This window comes from Comamonas serinivorans, assembly GCF_002158865.1.
Classification (GTDB): Bacteria; Pseudomonadota; Gammaproteobacteria; order Burkholderiales; family Burkholderiaceae_C; genus Comamonas_E; species Comamonas_E serinivorans.
On the sequence record NZ_CP021455.1, the window covers coordinates 590,612 to 605,796 of the forward strand.

The 15,185-nt window shown below is 68.7% G+C and carries 13 protein-coding genes and 1 pseudogene; 5 read left to right on the forward strand and 9 right to left on the reverse strand.

Going from position 1 to position 15,185, the window contains the following annotated elements:
* Positions 1-5: 5 nt before the first annotated feature.
* Positions 6-1,577: an efflux transporter outer membrane subunit gene (locus CCO03_RS02525; RefSeq protein ID WP_418236068.1), complete on the forward strand. Its 1,572-nt coding sequence runs from the start codon at positions 6-8 to the stop codon at positions 1,575-1,577.
* A 181-nt stretch (positions 1,578-1,758) separates the two neighbouring features.
* On the forward strand, positions 1,759-2,676 hold the full coding sequence (locus CCO03_RS02530; protein WP_087276838.1) for a c-type cytochrome: 918 nt from the start codon (positions 1,759-1,761) through the stop codon (positions 2,674-2,676).
* A gap of 325 nt (positions 2,677-3,001) precedes the next feature.
* Here the strand turns inward: CCO03_RS02530 and CCO03_RS02535 are convergent, their stop codons facing one another.
* From CCO03_RS02535 to CCO03_RS02545, 3 genes are all read right to left on the reverse strand, one after another.
* Complete coding sequence (locus CCO03_RS02535) at positions 3,002-3,562, reverse strand: DUF2946 family protein (protein ID WP_087276841.1); 561 nt, start codon at positions 3,560-3,562, stop codon at positions 3,002-3,004.
* Positions 3,563-3,613: 51 nt separating this feature from the next.
* Positions 3,614-4,384, reverse strand: coding sequence for a class II aldolase/adducin family protein (locus tag CCO03_RS02540; protein WP_236904178.1), 771 nt, complete (start codon positions 4,382-4,384; stop codon positions 3,614-3,616).
* 382 nt (positions 4,385-4,766) lie between these two features.
* Entirely contained in the window at positions 4,767-5,612 is an 846-nt protein-coding gene (locus tag CCO03_RS02545; RefSeq protein ID WP_087276844.1) for a GNAT family N-acetyltransferase, read from the reverse strand.
* Between the two features lie 239 nt (positions 5,613-5,851).
* Here CCO03_RS02545 and arsC point away from each other — a divergent pair, with 239 nt between their 5' ends.
* The gene (arsC, locus tag CCO03_RS02550; RefSeq protein WP_087276847.1) at positions 5,852-6,205 is read left to right on the forward strand and encodes an arsenate reductase (glutaredoxin); all 354 of its coding nucleotides are present in this window, start codon (positions 5,852-5,854) and stop codon (positions 6,203-6,205) included.
* Between the two features lie 373 nt (positions 6,206-6,578).
* Here the strand turns inward: arsC and rpe are convergent, their stop codons facing one another.
* Positions 6,579-7,259, reverse strand: a complete 681-nt coding sequence (gene rpe, locus CCO03_RS02555; RefSeq protein ID WP_087284019.1) for a ribulose-phosphate 3-epimerase — start codon at positions 7,257-7,259, stop codon at positions 6,579-6,581.
* Between the two features lie 281 nt (positions 7,260-7,540).
* Between rpe and CCO03_RS19385 the strand changes: the two are divergent.
* Positions 7,541-7,663 (forward strand): annotated as a pseudogene (locus CCO03_RS19385) (IS481 family transposase); the annotation flags it as partial.
* Positions 7,664-7,819: 156 nt separating this feature from the next.
* Positions 7,820-8,224, forward strand: coding sequence for a Co2+/Mg2+ efflux protein ApaG (apaG, locus tag CCO03_RS02560; protein WP_087284021.1), 405 nt, complete (start codon positions 7,820-7,822; stop codon positions 8,222-8,224).
* A gap of 392 nt (positions 8,225-8,616) precedes the next feature.
* Here apaG and proX (CCO03_RS02565) read toward each other — a convergent pair whose 3' ends face one another.
* From proX (CCO03_RS02565) to CCO03_RS02585, 5 genes are all read right to left on the reverse strand, one after another.
* A complete protein-coding gene (proX, locus tag CCO03_RS02565) occupies positions 8,617-9,672 on the reverse strand; it encodes a glycine betaine/L-proline ABC transporter substrate-binding protein ProX (protein WP_087276851.1) in 1,056 nt (351 codons plus the stop codon).
* Positions 9,673-9,787: 115 nt separating this feature from the next.
* Complete coding sequence (gene proX, locus CCO03_RS02570) at positions 9,788-10,825, reverse strand: glycine betaine/L-proline ABC transporter substrate-binding protein ProX (RefSeq protein ID WP_087276854.1); 1,038 nt, start codon at positions 10,823-10,825, stop codon at positions 9,788-9,790.
* 35 nt (positions 10,826-10,860) lie between these two features.
* On the reverse strand, positions 10,861-12,210 hold the full coding sequence (gene proW, locus CCO03_RS02575; protein ID WP_087276857.1) for a glycine betaine/L-proline ABC transporter permease ProW: 1,350 nt from the start codon (positions 12,208-12,210) through the stop codon (positions 10,861-10,863).
* A gap of 10 nt (positions 12,211-12,220) precedes the next feature.
* Positions 12,221-13,516, reverse strand: coding sequence for a glycine betaine/L-proline ABC transporter ATP-binding protein ProV (gene proV, locus CCO03_RS02580; RefSeq protein ID WP_157667454.1), 1,296 nt, complete (start codon positions 13,514-13,516; stop codon positions 12,221-12,223).
* 884 nt (positions 13,517-14,400) lie between these two features.
* Complete coding sequence (locus CCO03_RS02585) at positions 14,401-15,183, reverse strand: sulfite exporter TauE/SafE family protein (RefSeq protein ID WP_087276863.1); 783 nt, start codon at positions 15,181-15,183, stop codon at positions 14,401-14,403.
* Between the last annotated feature and the right edge of the window lie 2 nt (positions 15,184-15,185).

Sequence of the window (15,185 nt, forward strand, 5' to 3'; positions counted from 1 at the left end):
ATTCCATGCGCATGAACCGTGAGGGGCTTCAGCCCTGGCGGTTGAAACCCGTGGTGGGCGCTGCGCTGACGGCGCTCGCACTCACCGGGTGCTCCCTGGCACCCAAGTACGAACGCCCTGCGGCGCCCGTGGCCACCCAGTGGCCCGCTTCGGCGGGCGCGGTGACGGCGTCGCAGGCTGCAGCGGCCGATCTGGCCTGGCAGGACTTCGTCACCGACCCGCAATTGCGCGAGTTGATTGGCAAGGCCCTGCACAACAACCGTGACCTGCGCATGGCGATTCAGTCCATCGAGCAGGCCCGTGCCCAGTACCAGATCACCCGTGCCAACCAGTTGCCCACCGTGGGTCTGAGCGGCAGCGGGACCCGGCAACGGCCCGGCAGCACGTACGCCCTGGGCGGGCCGCTGGTCGCAGACAGCTACTCCCTCGGGGTGGGCATCAGCGATTGGGAGATCGACTTCTTCGGCCGCCTGCAGTCCCTCAAGGATGCGGCGCTGGCGCAGTACCTGGCCACCGAAGAGGCGCGCAAGGCGGCTCAGATCAGCCTGGTGGCCAACATCGCCAGCACGTGGCTCACGCTCAAGACCGACACCGACCTGCTGGTGCTGGCCGAGCGCACCATGCTCACGCGCAAGCAGTCGTTCGACCTGACCAAGCTGCGTTTCGACAACGGCGTGTCGTCGGCCCTGGACATGCGCCAGGCCGAGTCGCTGCTCAGCACGGCCGAGGCGGCGCGTGCAGCCCAGACCCGGGCGCGCGCGCTGGACATCAACCTGCTGACGCTGTTGGTGGGGGAGCCCATTCCGGACACGCTGATCCCTGCGGTGCCAACGGTCGAGCCTTTGCCGGCCAGCGGCGACCTGACGCAGGCCAACGCGGCGCCCACGCTGCCCGACAACCGCGCGCAGTTCCTGCCGATCCCCGAGGGCCTGCCTTCCGATCTGCTGATTCGCCGACCCGACATCCGACAGGCCGAGCAGCAGCTGATCGCAGCGAACGCCAACATCGGTGCGGCGCGTGCGGCCTTTTTCCCGCGCATTTCGCTGACGGCCAGCCTGGGTCGCATCAGCAGCGATTTCGAAGGGCTGTTCGGCGGCGGCAGTTCGGGGCTGAAGTCCTGGAGTTTCGGGCCCACGATCAGCCTTCCGATCTTCGATGGGGGGCGCAACCGCGCCAACCTGGAGGTCAGCCAGGCCACGCGTGACATCGCCGTGTCCAGCTACGAGAAGGCCATCCAGACCGCCTTCCGCGAAGTGGCCGATGCCCTGGCCAGCCGCAGCGCCCTGGCCGATCAGGCCGCGGCCCTCCAGCGCCAGGCCGATGCCGAACGCGATCGCTTCCGGCTGGCCGACCTGCGCTACCGCAATGGCGTGGCCAACTACCTGGACATGCTCGACGCCCAACGCTCGTTGTTCGCCACCGAGCAGGAACTCGCCCAGGTGCAATTGGCTCGGCAGCAGAACGAGGTGTTGCTGTACAAGGCCCTCGGGGGCGGCTGGGGTCCGCAGGACGAAGCCGCTGCCCGCGAGGCAGCCGGTCAGCCGGTGTCGCGCGAGGCCACGGCCAACGCCCGCTAACCGCTTGTTTCCAGGCACAAAAAAGCGACTCCATGAGTCGCTTTTTCATTGGTGCGGAACAAGTCGCGCGCGTGCAAGCGTCCCCTTGGACGCTCCCTATAATCTCCCAATCTCCCCATAGCCATTGGGCCTTTTTGGTGGCGGGAGTCCACGATTGCAGTGATCTGACCCAGAGGATGACATGAGCGAAACCCCCGCAGTCAACGAGGAAGCCCACACAGGTCCCATTCACACCCCGCGGCAGATGCTGTGGGCCAGCGTTTTCGGCTTCGTCTTGCCTGTGCTCATCATCGTGGGCCTGGTGGCGTACGTCACATCGGCGCCGTCGCCGTCCAGCGTCGAGCGCAACGAGGACGCGCAGGTCAAGGCCCGCATCGCCAAAGTGGGCGAAGTCAAGCTCGGTGTCGATCCCGCCTTGCGGCCGCAGTTGAGCGGCGAAGAGGTCTACAAGGCCCAGTGCGCCACCTGCCATGCGGCCGGCTTGGCCGGCGCGCCCAAGTTCGGGGACGCGGCGGCCTGGAGTGCGCGCCTGGGACAGGCCTTCAACGTGTTGGTCGAGCATGCGGTGAAGGGCAAGGGCGCCATGGCGCCTCAGGGCGGCGGCGATTTCACCGATTACGAAATTGCGCGTGCCGTGGCCTACATGGCCAACCACGCGGGTGGCAAGTTCGACGAGCCCAAGCCGCCGGCAGCGCCCGCCAGTGGCGCGGCCAGCGGAGCGACCGCATCCGCCGCGGCCAGCGCACCTGCGACCACACCGGCTCCCGCCGCAGAGGCCGCGTCTGTCGCCGCCTCCGCGCCGCCTGCAGCCGCAGTGACCGAGCCCGCTGCCGCCGCGGCGCCGGCTGCGGCGGTCAGTGCCGATGCTGGCAAAAAGCTCTACGACCAGATCTGCGTGGCCTGCCACGTCGCGGGGGTGGCAGGCGCCCCCAAGCTGGGCGACAAGGCCGCTTGGCAGCCCCGCCTGGCCCAAGGCGTCGATGCGCTCACGGCCCACGTGATCGCGGGCAAGGGGGCCATGCCGCCCCGCGGTGGCGCCAATGCCTCGGATGCCGAAATCCATGCTGCGGTGGAGTACATGGTCAACGCGTCCAAGTGACCAACGCAGCCTGGCAGATACTGCCAGCACGTGAAGGACAAAGGCCGACATCGTCGGCCTTTGTCATGGTGCCGTCGGGGGACTGGTGTTGAAGGGCTTTGCTCGCCGGCCCGCGTGGGACCAGGCGGTTGATGGGGTGGATCGGTGACCAGCCGATCGCCATCGATGCCGAGCGGCTGCGCTGCCCGCCTGGCGATGAGCAGTGGGCTCCGGGCCGGCCTACTGTGCGCTTAAGGGTCTTGAGCGCAGAGTCCTTGATGTCCAGCCGATGATCCCGGGCGAAGCGGGCATGGCACACGGTGAGGTGTCGTCCGACCTGATGCGGTCAGGCCGCGTCTGAGGCCAGAGCCTGCGGGCTGGCCACAAAGCCGAAGCGTGGGCCCAGCTCGGCCTGGGTCAGGGCTTCGGGCTCGGGCCAATGGCCCGCTTCCAGTGCGTCGGCCAGCACGTGCATGTCCAGGGTGTGCACCAGGCCCAACCCGGCGTCGGTGTGGAGGTAGGCCTGGCCGTGCTCATCGATGAGGGGCGCCTGCGCCTGCACGGCACGACCGGTGTGGGTGTGCACCGTGAACCGGCCGGCCTCGTCGCGGCTCAGCCGCAGCACCCAGGGAGCGGCCTCGAGTTCGACGAACACGCGCTGCGGCCCGTTCTGGAACGACCAGCAGCCGCGCGCATCGCGGTCGTAATTGCGGCCGATGAACTCGATGAGCTTGGTCAGGCGAATCACGTCGCCCTTGGCGCCAGGGCGGCCGCTGGTGAAGGCGCCCTGAGCCTGGGCCTGCGCGTCACGCAGGTACCAGTCGCCGCGTGCATCCAGGCCCAGCCAGCCGTGGCAGTCGGGCACATTGGGCCACTTGGCCATGGCTTGTTTGACGATGTCATCCATGGCGGGATGATGCCTGAATCGCTGTGGCCCGGATCGGGCCTGCGGGCTGGCTCAATCGGCGTAGCTGGGGTCGATGCGGTCGAGCTTGCGCAGCAGGGCCGGCCAGGCCAGGTTGCCGCCGCCGCCACGCGTGGCGCCGCGGGCCTGCTCGGCGCTGGTGGCGATGATGTCGGGCGAGATGTGGATCAGCGGGCCGCCGCCGGCCTGCGCGCGGACCTGGATTTCGCAGGTGCGCTCGAAGGTGTAGAGCTGGCTGAAGGCATTGGCCACGGTGTTGGCCACGGTGAGCGTGCCGTGGTTGCGCAGCATCAGGAAGCGCTTGGTGCCCAGGTCGCGCACCAGGCGCGGCTTCTCGTCGTCGCGCAGGGCCACGCCCTCGTAGTCGTGGTAGGCCAGCTGCGGCAGCACGAAGATCGACTGCTGCGAAATCGGCAGCACGCCCCCAGCCTGGGCCGACACCGCAACACCGGCGGCCGTGTGCACGTGGAACACGGCTTGCGCGTCGTCGCGGGCGGCGTGGATGGCGCTGTGGATGGTGAAACCCGCGGGGTTGATGTCGTACTCGGAGGGCATCACCTTGTTGCCGTCCAGGTCGATTTTCACCAGGCTGGACGCCGTCACTTCCTCGAACAGCATGCCGTAGGGGTTGATGAGGAAGTGGTGCTCGGGGCCCGGAACGCGTGCCGACAGATGCGTGAACACCAGGTCGGACCAGCCGTGCAGGGCCACCAGGCGGTAGGCCGCCGCCAGGTTGACGCGCTGTTGCCATTCCTCGGCGCTGACCTGGGCGCGCACCGACGAGGTGCTGAGTTCGGTGTGGATGTCGCTGACGTGGTTCACGGTGTCTCCGGGCTCGTTGTGGGAGACGGCTAGCATGCCACCATCCCGGCCGCACGCCCAGCACCGCGTGCGACACGCCACGCGGGCCCGGGTGCTTTCCATGTGCAAGGCCTTCTGGGCCGGCTTCAAGCCAACAGGGCTTGGAGTATGTGGTCATCCCCGTTTGTGAGAAAAACGGGATGAGCTGATACTGCTGACACCACAGTTCGCCGGTGCGGCACCCAACGCACAGCGCCATGGGGGGCTTCTCAGCGTCTGGACCGGCCTTGCACCTGGATGCCTCGGATCGGCTCAGGTCGGCCGAGCGTCCCCTGGCGCGTTTGAGCTGCCTGACTGAGCACGGAGCGCCTGAGCCGGGCCCGCCTCAACCCATGCCCAGCAGGCGGCGGTAGCGGGGCGGCAGGTCGGCGATGTGCAGCAGGATGGGCAGATCGGCGGTGTTGAAGTGCGGATCCCAGGCCGGCGGGCCCAGCAGCCGGGCGCCCATGCGCAGGTAGCCGCGGATCAGGGCCGGCGCCTCGACGGCGGCCGCCAGAGCCGGATCCTGCAGCTCGTGCACCGGCAGGGGGTGGTGGGGTCGCACCCGGCGCTCGGGCGTGGTCAGGTGCTTGTCTTTCAGGCCATGCCAGATGGCCGCGGCGGCCGCGCCGTGTCGGGCCACGCCGGGCCAGTGCATGGGCACGCTGGCGCAGCCCAGCATCACGCGCAGCTGGTTGCGCGACATGAACGCCGCCAGCTCGGCCCATAGCGCCAGGATGACGGCACCGTTGCGCCAGTCGGCGTGGACGCAGCTGCGGCCCATTTCCACGGCCTGCGGCAGCCACTCGGCAATCGGGCTCAGGTCGAACTCGCCCTCGCTGTACAGGCCGCCCGCGCGCGCCGCCTGGGCCGGCGTCAGCACGCGGTAGGTGCCGATGACCTCGCCGCGCTCGGCGTCGCGCACCAGCAGGTGCTCGCAATAGTCGTCGAAGGCGTCGATGTCGTGGCCGGGCAGGGGGCTGTCGAGCGTGGCGCCCATCTCCTGCGCAAAGACGCGGTGGCGCAGGCGCTGGGCGGCCCGCAGCTCATCGAGGTGACGGGCCCAGCTCACCTGCAGCGGGACCGCGCCGTCCGGGCCGGCGGCAGGCGCTTGGGGAACGGGCTGCGGAGGCAGACCCGGCGTGATGGGCGCATGCCAGTCCATCACAGGGGTGGGGAGGACGTTGCTCATGCGGCCATGGTGCGAAGCGGGCATGACGGCCCTGTGACCGCGACATGACGCTTGTGTGTCCGGTGCCGTCGGTGCAGGTCGATCACACAGGCCGGCGCGCGTGGGTTGCGGGTGGCCGCACCGGGGCATGCCGTCACTGGCCGGCCATGCGTTCACTGCCGGCAGCGCGGTGCATGCCGAACATGATGCCGGCGCGGCGCGCGATGACCCGTCACGCCCCGGCCGGCACAATCGGCCCCATGACCTCTGTGACCCTGTACCACAACCCGCGCTGCAGCACCTCGCGCAATGCGCTGGCCTTGCTGCGCGAGCGCGGCATCGAGCCCACCATCGTCGAGTACCTGAAAACGCCGCTCACGCGGGCGCAATGGCAGGCCTTGGCGCAGGCCACGGGCGAGCCTGCGCACGCGCTGCTGCGCAGCAAAGAGCCGCTGTATGCCGAGCTGGGCCTGGACCGTGCGGACGTCAGCGAGGCGGCGGTGCTGGACGCGCTCGTGGCGCATCCGGCGCTGTTCAACCGCCCCGTCGTGCAGTCCGAGCGCGGGGCACGCGTGGCGCGGCCGATCGAGCGACTGCTCGAGGTGTTGCCCTGAAGGCGCTCAGCAACGCGCCTTGCGCTCAGCTCGGCAAGGAGAGCGGCTGCATGAGCGAGAGCTGAATGGCGTGACCCACAGCGCATCGCGCGCCTGGCACCAGCCCATGTCGACGCGCGGCGGTGTACCTCCTCGCGGCGATCTGGCGTGATGCGCGCTGTGTGGTGCGCCGCCGGGCTCGGACCGGTGAGCGATGGGGGGTATCGGTCAAGCTGTGGTGGCAGTACCCGGCCATGACCGTTCATGGCTGATCGGAAGTGGGGTGATACTGCGCCAATCTGCCTCGAATCCCATTGGCCGATCCGCCTCAGAGCCGATGAGGCATTCGCCACCCCGCCAAGCAGCATGCCACGCCGTGCCGGGCGTGTGAGGCTCAGGCCAGCTGCTCGCGCATGGCGTGGATGACCTGGCGGTAGTCGGCCTGGCCAAAGATGGCGCTGCCGGCGACGAAGGTGTCGGCGCCCGCGTCGGCCACGCGGCGGATGTTGTTCACCTTGATGCCGCCGTCCACCTCCAGGCGGATGTCGCGGCCGCTGGCCTCGATGCGCTTGCGGGCGGCTTCGACCTTGCGCAGCGCCGAGTCGATGAAGCTCTGGCCGCCGAAGCCCGGGTTCACGCTCATGATGAGGATGAGGTCGATGTCGTCGAGGGTCCAGTCCAGCACGTCCAGCGGCGTGGCCGGGTTGAACACCAGGCCGGCCTGACAGCCGGCGGCCTTGATGGCCTGCACGCTGCGGTGCACGTGGGGGCTGGCTTCGGGATGAAAGCTGATCAGGTCGGCGCCGGCCTTGGCGAAGGCCTGGGCCAGCTCGTCCACGGGCTGCACCATCATGTGCACATCCAGGGGCACGGGCGTGCCGTCGGGGCGCACGGCGTGGGGCTTGATGGCCTCGCAGATCATGGGGCCGAAGGTCAGGTTGGGCACGTAATGGTTGTCCATCACGTCGAAGTGGATCCAGTCGGCGCCAGCGGCGATGACGGTGCGGACCTCGTCGCCCAGGCGGGCAAAGTCGGCGGACAGGATGGAGGGGGCGATGCGGTAGGCCATGGCGATGCGGGATGGAGGCTGCGTGGGGCTGTGGAGGGGGCGCGCGGACCGACGGGGGGCTCGCGCCTCAGCGGCCGATTGTCGGCCATCTGCGCCGCCGGGCTCTGCAAGGGCAAGCCACGTGCTCCGGGACTGTGAACCGCGCGTGTCTGACGTCGGCCAGGATGGACGGCACCCGGACTCCGGCAGCCAGGGGCGTAGGGGCAGGCCATGAACCCCACGCACCTGGACCGGTCGGTGTTTTGCCACGGGGCCAAGGATTCGGCTGACCCCACGGGGTAGCCGGCTCAGCCGCGCTGCAGCCTTTCATTGACCGCTTCAACTGGCTGCGGCCACACTCCGCGCTCGGCCATCGGCCGCCCATCACACGCATCCCGGGTGCGAACAACCTGCTGAGAATCGACAGCTAAGCAGGGACCGCCGGCAGGTCGATGCTTGCGTGCCGCGTTGGGCCTGGCGCGCTGTGGGGCGCGGCGGTGACGGTGTGAAGCCTTGTTGCGCCCCCCGGCCACCTCATGATGCTGGCCGGGCTGCAACGGCTCACGCGCTCCGCTACCATTTGCGGCATGCCCAGCCATGCCTTTTCCGTCTCTGTTGAAGCGCGATTCCTGCCCGATCAATCGGATCTGGCGCAGAGCCAGTACAGCTTCGCCTACACCATCACCATCCAGAACGTGGGGCAGGTGCCGGCTCAGCTCATTGCGCGCCACTGGCTCATCACCCACGGCAGCGGGCTGGTCGAAGAGGTGAAAGGCCTGGGCGTGGTCGGGCAGCAACCGCTGCTGCAACCTGGCGAGTCGTTCGAATACACCAGCGGCTGCCGGCTGCGCACGCCCTCGGGCCGCATGGAGGGCAGCTACTTCTGCGTGGCCGAAGACGGCCACCGCTTCGAGGTCGACATCCCGGCCTTCAAGCTCGATGCCGACGACGGCGTGGTGGCTTCGGCATCCGGCCCGCGCGTGTTGCACTGACCATTTGAATTGAGCAGTATGCATCCATTGCTGTTGAAATTTCAACGGCGATGGGCTTATACCCCATGGCAATTGCGCGCAACCTTCAGCCCTGGAATCGGGCTGAGCCCCCGTGCCCACGCCTGAGTGCGTGCCGCTCAGCGCTGCGCTGGCGCCCCCGATGGGCGGCACTGATCTGCGCTGGGTGAACACAGCCTGCGCATGCTCGACGGCCGGTATCTGACGAGATGTGGTGCCAGGCCTGCGCGCGCTGAGATGGCGCGAAGGTGCTGCGCAGCCACGCCAGGTCACCGTCCGGCGTGACCGGGCAAAGGGGCATGCCGCCGCCCTCGGTGCTTCCATCAATAGACAGCGGCATACCCCCGTCCAGGTGTGGGCCTGGCTGCAGCGAATCAGGACTGCGCAGCTGCCTTGGCCTGGGCGATCCAGCCGTCGAACGTGGCCTGGTGCGCCTTGATCCAGGCGTTCACATGGCGCTCGATGTCGGCCGGCTTGTTCTGCCCGTCGTTGAGCAGGCGGTTCTGGGCGCTGATGTCGCCGATTGGCACGTGCATGAGCTCGAACAGCTTGGCGGCGGCCGGGTTTTTGCCGGCCCAGACCTTGTTCGCCACGATGTACTCGTTGTTGAGCGGGAAACCGTAGTTCTTGCCGTTGGGCAGCTTGGTGTCGGTGCCGGCCTGCACGCCGGGCATGGCGGAGTAGGGCACCTGCAGCCAGATCGAGTCCTTGCCGGGCACCAGCACGTTGCTCAGCCAGTGCGGCGTCCAGGCGTAGTACAGCACGGGCTTGCCGGCCTTGAAGCGCGCCAGGGTGTCCGAGATCAGGGCGGTGTAGTTGCCCTGGGTGTAGCGCACCGTGGCTTCCAGCTTGAACTCCTTGAGCTGGTGGTTGACCACGGCTTCGCCGCCCCAGCCGGCATTGGGGCCGATGAGGCTGGCCTTGCCGCTGCCGTTGGTGTCGAAAAGCCGGGCCAGCTTGGGGTCCTTGAGCTGGTCGATGTGGGTGATCTTGTGCTGATCGGCGGTCTTTTTGTCGATCATGTAGCCTTGCGCCGCGCCAGCGGTGAGCACGCCCTTGCGGTACAGCTTGGCGTCGCCGCCCGCGGCCTTGTAGAACTCGGCGTGGTGCGGGTTCCAGTGGTTGGCGATCAGCGTGGCATCGCCGTTGGCCACGGCCATGTGCGCCAGCGGGTAGTCCACTTCCTCGAACGGCTTGACCGTGTAGCCCAGGCGCTCCAGGGCCCGCATGACCAGCAGGGTCTGGAAGGTTTCTTCGGCCAGGTTGCTCTTGAGCGGCAGCACGGTGATGCCTGTGCCCGGCAGGTCGGCGGCCGTGGCCCAGCCGGGCAGGCCCAGGCCGAGGGCGCTGGCGCTCAAGGTCAGGAAGCGGCGACGCGAGGCGGCGAGGCGGGGAGTGGTGTGTGGGTCGAGGTGCAACGGTGCGGTCATGCGGGAAAGGTCTCCTGGTTGAAAGTCACGACAAACCCCCCGGACAGGACGCCCGGGGGGTGCGAAAGCGTGCAGCCGGCTGGTCTCGCCCGCGGGCGGGCCAGCGGCCACGCGTTCAAGGCTTGGCGGCGGCCCGGGCGGCAGCGATCCAGCCGTCGAAGGTGGCTTGGTGCGCCTTGATCCAGGCGTTGGTGTGGCGCTCGATGTCGGCCGGCTTGTTCTGCCCCTGGCTCATGAGGAAGTTCTGGCCGTTGATGTCGTTCACGCTGAGCTTCATGAGCTCGAACAGCTTGGCCGCGGCCGGGTTCTGGTCGGTCCAGGCCTTGTTGGCCACGATCTGCTGGTGGTTGGCGATGAAGCCGTAGTTCTTGCCGTTGGGCAGCTTCGTGTCGGTCTGGGCCTGCTCACCGGGCAGGGCCGAGAACGGCACCTGCAACCAGACCACGTCCTGGCCGGGCTTGAGCACGTTGCTCACCCAGTAGGGCGTCCAGGTGTAGTAGAGGACGGGCTTGCCGGCCTTGTAGCGCGTGATGGTGTCGGCCATCAGCGCCGAGTAGGTGCCCTGCTTGTGCGTGACGGTGTCGCGCAGCTTGTAGGCCGTGAGCTGGTGCTCGATGGCGGCCTCGCACCCCCAGCCCGGCGTGCAGCCGGTGAGGTCGGCCTTGCCGTCGCCATCGGCGTCGAAGAGCTTGGCGATGGCGGGGTCCTTGAGCTGCGCCAGGTTGGTGATCTGGTGGGCGTCGGCGGTCTTCTTGTCGATCAAGTAGCCCTGCGCAGCGTTGGCCGAGTACACGCCCTTGCGGTAGAGCTTGGCGTCGCCACCGGCGTTCTTGTAGTAGTCGGCATGCAGCGGGTTCCAGTGGTTGGCCATGAAGGTCGCGTCGCCGTTGGCGATGGCGATGTGGGCGGCTGGGTACTCCACCTCGCGCATGGGCTGCACGTCGTAGCCCAGCTTCTCGAGGGCTTTGGTGACCAGCAGGGTCTGGAAGCTCTCTTCGGCGATCGAGCTTTTGAGCGGCAAGACCTTCACGCCCTGACCGGGCAGGTCGGCCGCACCGGCGGCCAGGGCCGTGCCGGACAGGGGCAGCCAGGCGGCGCCGGCGATCAGGCAGGGGGCCAGGGCGAGGCGGAGGGTGCGTGCGAAAACAGGCATGGGGCGTCCTTTCCGTGTGGGGTGACGGCCGGCGTTCAAGCCTGACCTGCCAGGGTCTGGGGATGCGCGGGGCGCTGGGTGGGCGCGGCTGCGCCATCGGCGGCAGCCGTGCTCGTGTCCGACGCGACGCGGGCCGTGGCCGCCGCGGCGGATTTGCTGCGCAGGCGCAGCACCAGGCCGATGGGGCCGCTCTGCCACCAGTGCACGCCGCCACGCTGGGGCTCGCCCATGGCCTGGGTGATGCGGTCCAGCACGATGGCCAGCAGCACGATGCCCAGACCGCCGACGGTGGCCAGGCCCATGTCCAGGCGGCCGATGCCGCGCAGCACCATCTGGCCCAGACCGCCCACAGCGATCATGGAGGCGATGACGACCATGGACAGCGACAGCATCAGCGCCTGGTTGATGCCGGCCATGATGGACGGCATGGCCAGCGGCAGCTGCACCTTCCACAGCAGCTGGGCGGGCGAGGCGCCGTAGGCGCGGCTGGCCTCGATCAGGTCGGGGCGCACCTGGCGGATGCCGAGGTTGGTCAGGCGGATCAGCGGCGGCAGCGCGAACACGATGGTGACGATGACGCCGGGCACGTTGCCGATGCCGAACAGCATGACCACGGGCACCAGGTAGACGAAGGCCGGCGTGGTCTGCATCGCGTCGAGCAGCGGGCGCGTCAGGCGCTGGGCGCGGTCGCTGCTGGCCAGCACGATGCCTGCGGGCAGGCCGATCACCACGCAGAAGAACAGCGAGGTGAGCACCAGCGCCAGCGTGACCATGGCCTCGGACCAGATGCCGAGCAGGGCCACCAGCGTCAGCGACACCACGGTGCCGATGGCCAGTTTGCGGCCCGCGAACTGCCAGGCCAGCAGGGCAAACAGCGCGATCAGCACCGCGGCCGGTACGGTCTGCAGCACGTCGGTGACGCCGGTCAGCGTGGCGTCGATGGGGGTGCGCACGGCCTGGAAGAAGGGGCGGAAGTGCGCCACCACCCAGTTCAGGCCGTCGTTGATCGAGTCCTGCACGGGCAGGCCTTCGTGGGTGATCTGGTGCCAGAGCTGGGCCAGACCGTTGCTGGGGGCATCGGCCGCGTCGGGCGAGGTCGAGGTGCCCGAGGCGGCGTTGAGCCAGTCGGTGCCGGCATCGGGCGTCAGCGTGCCGGCGTCGCCGCCACTGGCCCAGGGGTCGGCGGTGGCCGCGTCGGCCATGCCCGTGGTCGGCGCGGTGTTGGCGGCTGCGCTGTCCGCCCAGGGGTCGACGCTGGCGGCGGCATCGGCGGTGGGGTTCAGGGTCGGGGCCGCATCGGCTCGGGGCGTGGTGGTCGCGCTCGCGCCCGCGCCCGCATCCGCCCAGGGATCGACAAACGTCTCGGTGGTGGGGGTGTCGTTCATGGGGGCCTCCTCAAGCGTGTGGGGTGGACAGGGCGGCCTGTGGGCTGCCGGCGGGGTATTGCGGGTTCAGCGTGACCGGGGGCACGTCCTGCTGCGGCGGCGGCACCGGCGGCGTGTCGCGGTCCAGGAACTTGAGCATGGTCGTTCGGCTGATCACCCCCAGGTATTGGCCGTTACCGTCGACCACGGGAAGTGGAAATGGTGGTACGGCCACCACGCCGAACAGGTCGGCAACCGGGGTGTCGCTGGCAATGGGCGCCACATCGGGGATGAAGGCGTGCTGCAGGCCCAGCGGGCCCTGGTGCCCGCGCAGGGCGTCGCGCAGCGACTGGGAGGACACCACGCCGAGGAAGCGCTTGCGCGCGTTCAGCACGTAGGCGTGGTCGCGGTCCGAGTCTTCGAGCAGGCGCAGCGCGGCGCGGCAGCCTCGGTCGCTGTGCTCGGACACGACCGTGAGCGCCTGGCGCGCGATGTCGGCGGCCTTGAAGACGGCGGCCGTGTCCACCCCGCGCACGAAGTGGCGGACGTAGTCGTTGGCCGGGTTGCGCAGGATCTCGTCGGGCGTGCCCACCTGCACCACCTCGCCGTCTTTCATGATGGCGATGTGGTCACCGATGCGCATGGCCTCGTCCAGGTCATGCGAGATGAAGACGATGGTGCGGCGCTTGACCTGCTGCAGGCGCAGCAACTCGCTCTGCATTTCGGTGCGGATGATGGGGTCCAGCGCCGAGAAGGCCTCGTCCATCAGCAGGATGGACGGGTCCGAGGCCAGGGCACGCGCCAGGCCCACGCGCTGCTGCATGCCGCCCGACAGCTCGTCGGGGTAGCTGGCGCCCCAGGCGCCCAGGCCGACCTGTTCCAGGGCATCCTGGGCCGCACGCTGGCGCTCGGCCCGGGGCACGCCGGCCAGCTCGAGGCCGAAGGCCGTGTTGTCCAGCACCGTCAGGTGCGGCATCAGGGCAAAGGACTGGAACACCATGGAGATGTCCTTGCGGCGCAGCGCGCGCAGGGCCTTGTCGTCCAGCTGGTTGATGTCGTCGCCATCCACGAGGATGCGGCCGCTGGTGGGCTCGATGAGGCGGTTGAGCATGCGCACCAGCGTCGATTTGCCCGAGCCCGACAGGCCCATGACGACGAAGATCTCGCCGGCTTCGATGTGGAAATGGGCGTCGAACACGCCGATGGATTGACCGGTCTGGGTCAGGATGTCCTGCTTGCTCACGCCTTGACGGGCGAGCTTGAGGGCGGTGTCGGGCTGGTCGCCGAACACCTTGAACACGTGGTCGATGTGAATCTGTTTGGCCACTGTGGCGCTCCTGGTGAGGGATGGAACACAGGCCAGCGCGCACGGCGGCGCGCTGGTACGCAAACCAAAGGCAGGCTTTGATGCGCCCCGATCGCCAGGGATGGGGCAGGGCGGGCATGGGTGCATGCCGGACGCCAGCCCGGATGGCGCACGGGGTGCGCGCAAGGGCTGAGCGGACGAGGGCTGCGCGTCGGGCAGCGTCTCCAGGCGGGCGGTTCCGGTGTCCCCGCAAGGGGACAACCGCCCAGACACCAAAGCCAAGATTGGCAAAGGGTGGCGAGGGCACGAGGCACGCCATCGGCGTGCAGCCCTCCGCCAGGATCACCCGTTGAACGGCGTGTAAGAACGCAGCGCCAGCGGATGATTACCTGCATCGCAGGTTGTAAAGACCTTTAAATTATAAGAAATCAGTTGCTAATTGTCAAAAGAAGGAAGGCGGAGCAACCTTCCTCCGGGGGACAAGCCCCGTAGACGCGTCCTCTGTTCCTGTGGCTGGGCACGGGGTGAGCGCGTCGCCGGATGCGCGTTGCACTGGACGCGGGTCTCGAGCGGGGGAGCCCGTGACGGCTGCGCACCTGGGGCTGAAGCGGCGTCGAAGTTGGTCAAGCGCTGACGTTCGGTGGACGTCAATCGGTGGGGTGCGTGCAGCACCAGGGGTCGCGCAGGTCGTGGCGTTGGCGTTAGGGCGTCGTCCGTCTTGAGCGCCAGCCCACAACGCGGATGGACAACACCCACATGGCGCAGAACGGCCCCCCGACGAGGACTGGATCGCACGGCCGTCACGCGAGGCGCCCGCTGTCACGCGGTGAGCATGAAATTTGAGGGTGCTGGAGTATCTGGTTGCTCCCGTTGTCGTTAAAACGGGAGTGAATCGATACTGCTGATCACTTCAGCGCGAACAGCAGCGTCATCACCACGCCCGTCACGATGACGATGGCGCGCACCCAGGCCATGGGCAGGCGCTTGGCCAGGCGGGCACCGGCCCAGCCGCCCAGCGTGGCCCAGACCATCATCCACAAGGCCTGGGGCCAGACGATGGCGCCCGCCACCGCAAACGCGACGACGGAGAGCACCGACAGCACCAGCGAATTCAGGTTCTTGAGCGCGTTGACGGTGTTCAGCTGGGTTTCGCCCAGCAGCAGGTACACGGCCATCAGCAGGATGCCCAGGCCGCCGTTGAAGTAGCCCCCATAGGTCGCCACCAGCAGGATGACGACGGCGCGCCACGGGCTCAGGTGGCCCGCATCGGGCGTGGACGGGTCGGTGGGGTGGCCGGGTTGGTGGCCCCGTGCCCAGGCCGTGAGCCGGGGGCCGAGCGCGAACAGCAGCGTGGCAAAGCCCAGCAGCCAGGGCACGATGCCGGAGAACACGTGGCTGGGGGTGACGAGCAGCAGCAGGGCGCCCAGCACCCCGCCCAGGGCGACGATGGCCATTTCGAGCCACAGCCGCCGGCGCGGCTGGGCCGCGATCTCGTCGCGAAAACCCAGGGTGCTGCCCAGGTAACCGGGCGCCACGGCCATGGCCGAGGTGGCATTGGCCACGATGGGGGGCACGCCCGTGGCCACCAGGGCCGGAAAGGTCAGGAAGCTGCCGCCGCCGGCCATGGCGTTGAGCACGCCGGCGCCCAGGGCGGCCACGGCCAGCAAGGCTAGGCTTAGGGTGTCCATGT

Excerpts from the sequence above, each read along its gene's own strand:
- CCO03_RS02525 (WP_418236068.1), top strand. The coding sequence starts at position 6 with ATGCGCATGAACCGTGAGGGGCTTCAGCCCTGGCGGTTGAAACCCGTG.
- CCO03_RS02530 (WP_087276838.1), top strand. The coding sequence starts at position 1,759 with ATGAGCGAAACCCCCGCAGTCAACGAGGAAGCCCACACAGGTCCCATT.
- CCO03_RS02535 (WP_087276841.1), bottom strand. The coding sequence starts at position 3,562 with ATGGATGACATCGTCAAACAAGCCATGGCCAAGTGGCCCAATGTGCCC.
- CCO03_RS02545 (WP_087276844.1), bottom strand. The coding sequence starts at position 5,612 with ATGAGCAACGTCCTCCCCACCCCTGTGATGGACTGGCATGCGCCCATC.
- arsC (WP_087276847.1), top strand. The coding sequence starts at position 5,852 with ATGACCTCTGTGACCCTGTACCACAACCCGCGCTGCAGCACCTCGCGC.
- apaG (WP_087284021.1), top strand. The coding sequence starts at position 7,820 with ATGCCCAGCCATGCCTTTTCCGTCTCTGTTGAAGCGCGATTCCTGCCC.
- proX (WP_087276851.1), bottom strand. The coding sequence starts at position 9,672 with ATGACCGCACCGTTGCACCTCGACCCACACACCACTCCCCGCCTCGCC.
- proX (WP_087276854.1), bottom strand. The coding sequence starts at position 10,825 with ATGCCTGTTTTCGCACGCACCCTCCGCCTCGCCCTGGCCCCCTGCCTG.
- proW (WP_087276857.1), bottom strand. The coding sequence starts at position 12,210 with ATGAACGACACCCCCACCACCGAGACGTTTGTCGATCCCTGGGCGGAT.
- CCO03_RS02585 (WP_087276863.1), bottom strand. The coding sequence starts at position 15,183 with ATGGACACCCTAAGCCTAGCCTTGCTGGCCGTGGCCGCCCTGGGCGCC.